The 7,183-nt window shown below is 73.8% G+C and carries 4 protein-coding genes; 2 read left to right on the forward strand and 2 right to left on the reverse strand.

The annotated features are described in order from the left end of the window. Positions 1–19 precede the first annotated feature (19 nt). Positions 20–2,131 (reverse strand): S9 family peptidase, encoded by a 2,112-nt coding sequence (locus ACNAW0_RS08485; RefSeq protein ID WP_416287191.1) that lies wholly within the window; start codon positions 2,129–2,131, stop codon positions 20–22. Between the two features lie 138 nt (positions 2,132–2,269). On the opposite strand from ACNAW0_RS08485, the gene ACNAW0_RS08490 reads away from it, so the two are divergent. Then, positions 2,270–3,832, forward strand: a complete 1,563-nt coding sequence (locus ACNAW0_RS08490) for an FAD-binding oxidoreductase (protein ID WP_416287176.1) — start codon at positions 2,270–2,272, stop codon at positions 3,830–3,832. Positions 3,833–3,892: 60 nt separating this feature from the next. On the opposite strand, the gene ACNAW0_RS08495 is transcribed toward ACNAW0_RS08490, so the two are convergent. After that, positions 3,893–5,968: a SpoIIE family protein phosphatase gene (locus ACNAW0_RS08495; protein ID WP_416287177.1), complete on the reverse strand. Its 2,076-nt coding sequence runs from the start codon at positions 5,966–5,968 to the stop codon at positions 3,893–3,895. A gap of 180 nt (positions 5,969–6,148) precedes the next feature. Between ACNAW0_RS08495 and ACNAW0_RS08500 the strand changes: the two genes are divergently transcribed. After that, on the forward strand, positions 6,149–7,183 hold a 1,035-nt coding region (locus tag ACNAW0_RS08500), incomplete at its 3' end, for a HAMP domain-containing protein (RefSeq protein WP_416287178.1).

Here is a 7,183-nt window from a genome sequence, read left to right on the forward strand (position 1 = left end):
CAGGGGCCCTCCTTTCACCTCAGGCTCGGCCGAGGCGGTCGAGGGCCCAGGCGTTGATGAACGCCTCCTCGCGCCAGGCGTCGTAGCGGCCGCTCGGGCCGCCGTGCCCCGCGCCCATCTCGGTCTTGAGCAGGTAGTCGCCCTCCGGCGTGACGGCCCGCAGCCGAGCGATCCACTTGGCCGGCTCGTGATAGAGCACCCGGGTGTCGTTCAGGCTGGTCACCGCGAGGATGGCCGGGTAGTCGACCGGCGCCACGTTCTCGTACGGGGTGTACGACTTCATGTACGCGTACACCTCGGGGTCGTCGAGCGGGTTGCCCCATTCCTCCCACTCGGTGACGGTGAGCGGCAGCGACGGGTCGAGGATCGAGGTGAGCGCGTCCACGAAGGGCACCTGCGCGACGATCCCGGTGAACGCGTCCGGGGCGAGGTTGGCCACCGCGCCCATCAGCAGGCCGCCGGCCGAGGCACCGCGGGCCACCAGGCGGTCGCTGGCCGTCCAGCCGGCCTTGACCAGGTGCCGGGCGCACGCCACGAAGTCGGTGAAGGTGTTCTTCTTGGCGAGCAGCTTGCCCTCGTCGTACCAGCGCCGGCCCAGTTCACCGCCGCCCCGGATGTGCGCCACCGCGAAGATGACACCCCGGTCGAGCAGGCTGAGCCGGGCGATGGAGAACCACGGGTCCATGCTCGCCTCGTACGAGCCGTAGCCGTAGATGACGCAGGGTGCCGAGCCGTCGCGCGGGGTGCCCTTCCGGCAGACCAGAGAGATCGGCACCCGCGTGCCGTCGTCGGCGAGTGCCCAGTCCCGGTGCTGCTCGTAGTCGGCCGGGTCGTACGCCCGCCCGTCCGGCCCGGGGCGGACCGGCTTCTGCTTGCGCAGCACCATCTGCCGGGTGACCAGGTCGTAGTCGTAGACCGAGTCCGGGGTCACCAGCGACGTGTAGCGCAGCCGTACCTCCGTGGTGTGGTACTCCGGGTTCGCGTCCAGCCCGACGCTGTAGATCGGCTCGGGGAAGTCGATGTCGTACGGGTCGCCGCCGCCGACCGGCAGCACCCGCAGCCCGGTCAGCCCGTTGCCGCGCAGCGAGACGACCAGATGGTTCTCGAACGCGTCGACGGCCTCCAACCGGGTGCCGGGCGAGTGCTCGATCAGCGGCGTCCAGTCGCCGGGCGCGTCCGCCGAGGTGTACGCCAGCGCGAAGTCCTCCGCGCCGTCGTTGTGCAGGATCAGGAACCGGTGGCCGTGGTGCTCCACCGAGTACTCGACGCCCTGCCGGCGCGGCGCGACGATCGCCGGCTCGCCGGTGGGGTTGGCGGCCGGGACGATCCGTACCTCACTGGTGATCTTGCTGTGGATGTCGATGACCACGAACCGTTCGGAGCGGGTCAGCTCGACACCCACCCAGAACCGCTCGTCGTCCTCCTGGTGGACCACCACGTCCTGACTCGACGGGGTGCCGACGGTGTGCCGCCAGACGCGGTACGGCCGCCAGGCGCTGTCCACGGTGACGTAGAAGAGCGTCGAGGCGTCGCTCGACCAGGCGGTGCCGTAGAAGGTGTCGGGGATCTCGTCGGGCAGCACCTCGCCGGTGCTCAGGTTCTTGATTCGTAGGGTGAACCGCTCGTCCCCGGCGAAGTCCGTCGAGTATGCCAGCCAGCGCCCGTCGGGGGTGACGTCGAACGCCCCGAGGGCGAAGAAGTCATGCCCCTCGGCGAGCTGGTTGCCGTCGAGCAGCACCTCCTCGCCGTCCAGCGGGGCGCCGTCGGCGCTGATCGGGGGCGCGGTCTCGCCGTCCCGCACGGGCCGGCGGCAGTGCACGCCGTACTGCTGGCCCTCGACGGTGCGGGTGTAGTACCAGTACCCGTCCTTACGGGTGGGCACCGACAGGTCGGTCTCCTGGGTGCGCCGGCGGGTCTCCTCGAACAGCTGGGCGCGCAGCCCCTCCAGGTGCGCGGTGCGCGCCTCGGTGTAGGCGTTCTCCGCGGTCAGGTGGGCGATCGTCGCGGGGTCGTCCTTGGCGGCGAGCCAGGCGTACTCGTCGACGACGGTGTCGCCGTGGTGGGTGCGCTCGGCCGGGACGCGCTTGGCGACGGGTACGGGCGACGGCTCTAGGTCGCGGCGCGGCGCCAGACGCGCCGAGCTGGAGTTGTCGGGGGTCTCGGTGGTCACGGCGTCACGTTACCGGCCGGGGGCGTGCCGCCGAGCGTACGCGTGGCCGGATCCGCCGATCCACCGCCGCCGCTTTCGAACATGTGTACGATAACCGCCATGGCGGCTGCAGCGAGTTCCACCAACCGACCCGGAGCCCTCGAGATCACCCGGCGACTGGCGGAGATCTGCGGCCCGCCGTTCGCCCGGTTCGCCGGCCCGGCCGACGAGGTGGCCGGCCGGACGGCCCGCTGGGTGGCGGTGCCGGGCGGCCCACACGCCGCCGCCGAGGTGCTGCGGCTGGCCGCCGCGCACGATCTCACGGTCGTGCCTCGGGGTGCCGGCACGAAGATCGACTGGGGTGCCGCCCCGGTGCAGGTCGACATCCTGCTCGACACCGGCCGCCTCGCCGGGGTCTGGCACGAGCCGCCGGGCTCCCCGGTGGCCGAGATCGGAGCCGGCACCCCGATGCGTGCGGTCCAGGCGAGCCTGGACCGCACCGGCCGGCGCCTGCCGGTCGACGTGCCCTCTCCCGGGGCGACCCTGGGCGGGGTGCTCGCCGCCGACGAGGCCGGCCCGCTCCGGCACCGACACGGCAGTCCATGTGCCCAGCTCGTCGGGGTCCGCTACCTGGACGCCGACGGCGAGCTGATCAGCATCGGTGCGTCCGGCACGGCATCGCTGGGCCGGGCGGCGCCGACGGCTCATGAGCAGGCGGGTGGCGGCGGAGCGGTGTCCGCCGGCCTGGCAGGCGGTGCCTGGCCGGGCGGCGGCGCCGGCCTGGCAGGCGGCGCTGGGCTGGGTCGCGGCGCCGCGCCGGGCGGCGGCGCTGGGCTGGTGGGCGGTGCTGGGGCGCTTTTCGGCGTCGGTGACCTGCCGGGGCTGGACGTGGCCCGGCTGCTCTGCGGCTCGCAGGGCGGCCTGGGCGTGCTGGTCTCGGCCACCCTGCGGGTGCAGGCCGTGCCGGCCAGCCGGGTCTGGGTGTCCCGCCCGGTCTGGACCCCGTTGGAGGTGCACGACCTGGTTCGGGCGGTGCTCGCCGCCCGGCTCGACCCGGCGGCCGTCGAGCTGGACCTGCCGGTGTCGGTGCCGCTGCCACGCCGGCGGGTCTCCCCGTGGCACCCGTCGGTCGCCGGGCGCCCCGACCATCCGGCGCTGGCCGGGCGGTCGACCCGGCCGGCCGCGGCGGGCAGCTTGGTGGTGCTGTTGGAGGGTGGCCCGGCCGACGTCGCGGAGCGGGCCGAGCGGCTCACCGCCCTGCTCGGGGGCGACGCGGTCGCCAGCCACGCGGCGCCGGAGTGGTGGGGACGCTATCCGTTCGGCCCCGGCGACACCGCGCTTCGGTTCGAGGTGCCCATCAACGACCTGCACGCGGCGGTCTACGCGCTGCGCGACGCGGCGGGCGGCCCGGTGCCGGTGCGGGGCTCCGCCGGGGTCGGCACGGTGCATGCCGCCCTGCCCGGCTCGCTGGCGCCCGACCGGGTGGCCTCGATCCTCGCCGCCGTCCGGGAGGTGCTCCTCGCCCGGCAGGGCCGCTGCGTGGTGGTGTCCGCCCCCGCCCCGGTCCGGCGGGTCGTCGACCTCTGGGGCGAGCTGCCCGCCCTGCCCCGCCTCCGCACGGCGAAGGCACACCTCGACCCCCACCACCGCCTGGCCCCCGGCCGCCTCCCCGGCGGCCTCTGACCAGCCCTCCCTCGGGCCCCCACCCCACCCCGCCCTCCGCCACCCCCGCACGGGTGGGGGTTACAGGGCGTCGTTGCGGAGGACCAGGATGGCGATGTCGTCGCGGGGGGCCTCGGCCGAGAAGCCGATCGCCGTGGCGCGGAGCCGGGCGGCCACCACGTCCGCGGAGTAGCCGGCCAGCGGGGCCGCCGACGCGCGGAGCCGTTCGGTGCCGAAGAGTTCCCTGCCGCGCCGCCGCTCGGTGACGCCGTCGGTGTAGAAGATCAGCGCGTCGCCCGGTTCGAGCGAGAGCTCGGCCGTCGGCGTGGTGATCGCGTCGAGCAGCCCGAGCGCCGTACCGCCCCTGCCGACGAAGGCCGCGGCCGCACCATCGCCGCCGCGCAGCTGCACCGGGCGGTCGTGCCCGGCCAGGTGCAGAGCCACGTCGAGTTGGTCCCGGTCGCCCAGCCCGACCGCCGCCAGTGCGAGCGTGCAGTAGCGGCCGCCGCCCCGGTCGACCAGCGTCTCGTTGAGCCGGACCAGCACCTCCGGCAGCGGCTTACCGTCCCCGGCCAGCACCCGGATCACGTCCCGCACCAGGCCGGTCACCGCCGCCGCCTGCACCCCCTTGCCCGAAACGTCGCCGATCACCACCAGCCAGCGCCCGTCCGGCAGCGGCACCACGTCGTAGAAGTCGCCGCCGACCTCGGCGTCGCCGCCCGTCGGGACGTATTCGGCGGCGAAGCCGATGCCCTCGACCACCGGTAGCACCGGCGGCAGCAGGGACTGCTGGAGCGCCTGGGCGACCCGTCGCCGCTCGGCGTGGATACGGGCGTTCTCGATGGCGAGCGCGGCCCGGCGGGCCACGTCCTCCAGCACCGAGACCTCGTCCGGATCGTGCCGGTGCGCCTGGTGGCGACCGACGGCCAGGGTGCCGAGCCGCTGACCGCGGGCGATCAGCGGGACCGCGAACCCCTCCATCGGCCCGCTGAGCGGCACCTGCGCCGCGCTCCGGGACGCCTCCCGCAGCCGGGCCTGGACCGAGTCCGGCCCGGTCTCCTGAAGCACCCGGTGCAGCTGCGGAAGCACCGACTCGTCCGCGTGGCTGGACGCGGCGAGCCGCAGCCGGCCCCACTCGTCGGTGGTGTGCACCGCGCACCACTGACCGAGCCGGGGCACCACCAGTTGCGGGATGAGCGCCATGGTCAGCTCGACGTCCAGGGACTGGGCGAGCAGCTCGCTCGCCTCGGCGAGGAAGGTCAACCAGGTCGACCGGCGGACGTCCGCCCGGCGCAGCCGGTCGTTCTCCAGGTGCAGCGAGAGCCGCTCGGCGGCCAGCACCGCCAGCGGCCGGGCGTACGTCGAGGGTGCCGCGTCCAGCTCAAGACCGCCGGCGTACGGCCGGTGCACGGCGAGCGGGACCCGGAGCAGTTCGGCCTCCTGCCGGGGGTGCCGGCCGTACCGGGCCAGCACCTGGCTGCCCTGCCCGTCGCCCCGGTCCAGGCGAACCACGCCGCCGGCCGCGCCCACCATCTCGGTGAGCCGGGCCAGCAGCCCGGTCGCGAACTCCGGCAGCGGGTCGTCCGCGTACGGGTCGGGGTTGATCTGCATCAGCTCGCTCATCGCGGCGGCGCCCGGAGTGCCGTTCTCCGTCACGCCCGCCCCGGTGGCCGCCGTGACGTGCTCGACGGCGGCCCGGCGGACGAACGCCTCTCCGCCGTGCCGGTCGAGCCGGAACCAGATGCCCTTCCCGGTCGGCAGATAGGTGGTGCCCCAGCGGCTGGCGAAGTGGTCGACCAGCAGCAGCCCGCGCCCGCGCTCGGCCACCTCGGTGATGTCCGAGGTGACGTTGCGTACGCCGACCAGCAGGTCCTCGACCGGGCCGGCCGCGAAGTCGGTGACCGTGACGGTCAGCCCGGCGACGTCCGCTTCGACCTCGATGTCCAGCTCGGTGCGCGCGTGCTCCACGGCGTTGGTGGTGAGTTCCGTGGTGAGCAGCAGCGCCTCGTCGAGCAGTTCGTCCAGGTCCGCCTCGCCGAGGACAGACCGGACCAGCGCTCGGGCCGCGGCCGGCGTACGCCGATCCGGGGGGAGCCGGACCCGGCGGACATGCTCGTCCGCGCCGCCGTTCGTCGCCGGCCCCGTCTCCGCTGACACCTCCGTATCCTCCACCGCCGCCGCCTCCGGTGCCAAGCGCCCTGCCGTTGACGGGTCGCCGGCGGACCGGGACGAATCCGGGCAGACATGCTGTGTTGGTGGGCCGTCGCCTCGACGCGAGGCGGGCAAAATGGTGGGATGTCGGCACGAGCCGGTCGACCCCGAGCTGAGCGAGGAATGATGACCACGGCGAAACAGTCGGCAGCCGCGGACCCGTCCGCAACCGAGCACGAGGCGCTCCTCGGCGAGCTGGTGGAGGCGCTGCGGCAGGTGCGCCGCGGCGACCTCAAGATCCGGCTGCCCCGGCGGGCCGGCCTGGCCGGTGAGGTGGCCGACGCCTTCAACGAGGTGGTGTCGCTCCAGGAGCGGCAGCATCTGGACCTGCGCCGGATCAGCCGGATCGTCGGCCGGGACGGCCGGCTCACCGAACGCCTCGACGACGAGGGCCTGGACGGCTCGTGGGCGGAGGGGCAGCGGGCGGTCAACTCGCTGATCGACGACCTGGGCCGGCCGACCACCGAGATCGCCCGGGTGATCATGGCGGTGGCCGACGGTGACCTGTCCCAGCACATGGCGTTGGAGATCGACAGCCGCCCGTTGCGCGGTGAGTATCTGCGCATCGGCCGCACCGTCAATACGATGGTCGACCAGCTCTCGTCCTTCTCGAACGAGGTGACCCGGGTGGCCCGCGAGGTGGGCACCGAGGGCGAGCTGGGCGGTCAGGCCGACGTACGCGGGGTCGCCGGCACCTGGAAGGACCTCACCGACTCGGTGAACACCATGGCGTCGAACCTGACGTACCAGGTGCGGTCGATCTCGCAGGTGGCCACGGCGGTGGCCAAGGGTGACCTGTCGCAGAAGATCACCGTGTCGGCCAAGGGTGAGGTGGCCGAGCTGGCCCACACCTTCAACTCGCTCACCGACACCCTGCGGCTCTTCGCCGAGCAGGTGACCCGGGTGGCCCGCGAGGTGGGCACGGAGGGCATGCTCGGCGGCCAGGCGGAGGTGCCGAACGTCGCGGGCACCTGGAAGGACCTGACCGACAGCGTCAACTCGATGGCATCGAACCTGACCGCTCAGGTGCGCAACATCGCCCAGGTCTCCACCGCGGTCGCCCGGGGCGACCTCTCCCAGAAGATCACGGTGGCCGCGCAGGGCGAGATCCTGGAGCTGAAGGACACCGTGAACACGATGGTGGATCAGCTTTCGTCGTTC

The organism is Micromonospora sp. SL1-18 (genome assembly GCF_047921505.1).
GTDB lineage: Bacteria > Actinomycetota > Actinomycetes > Mycobacteriales > Micromonosporaceae > Micromonospora.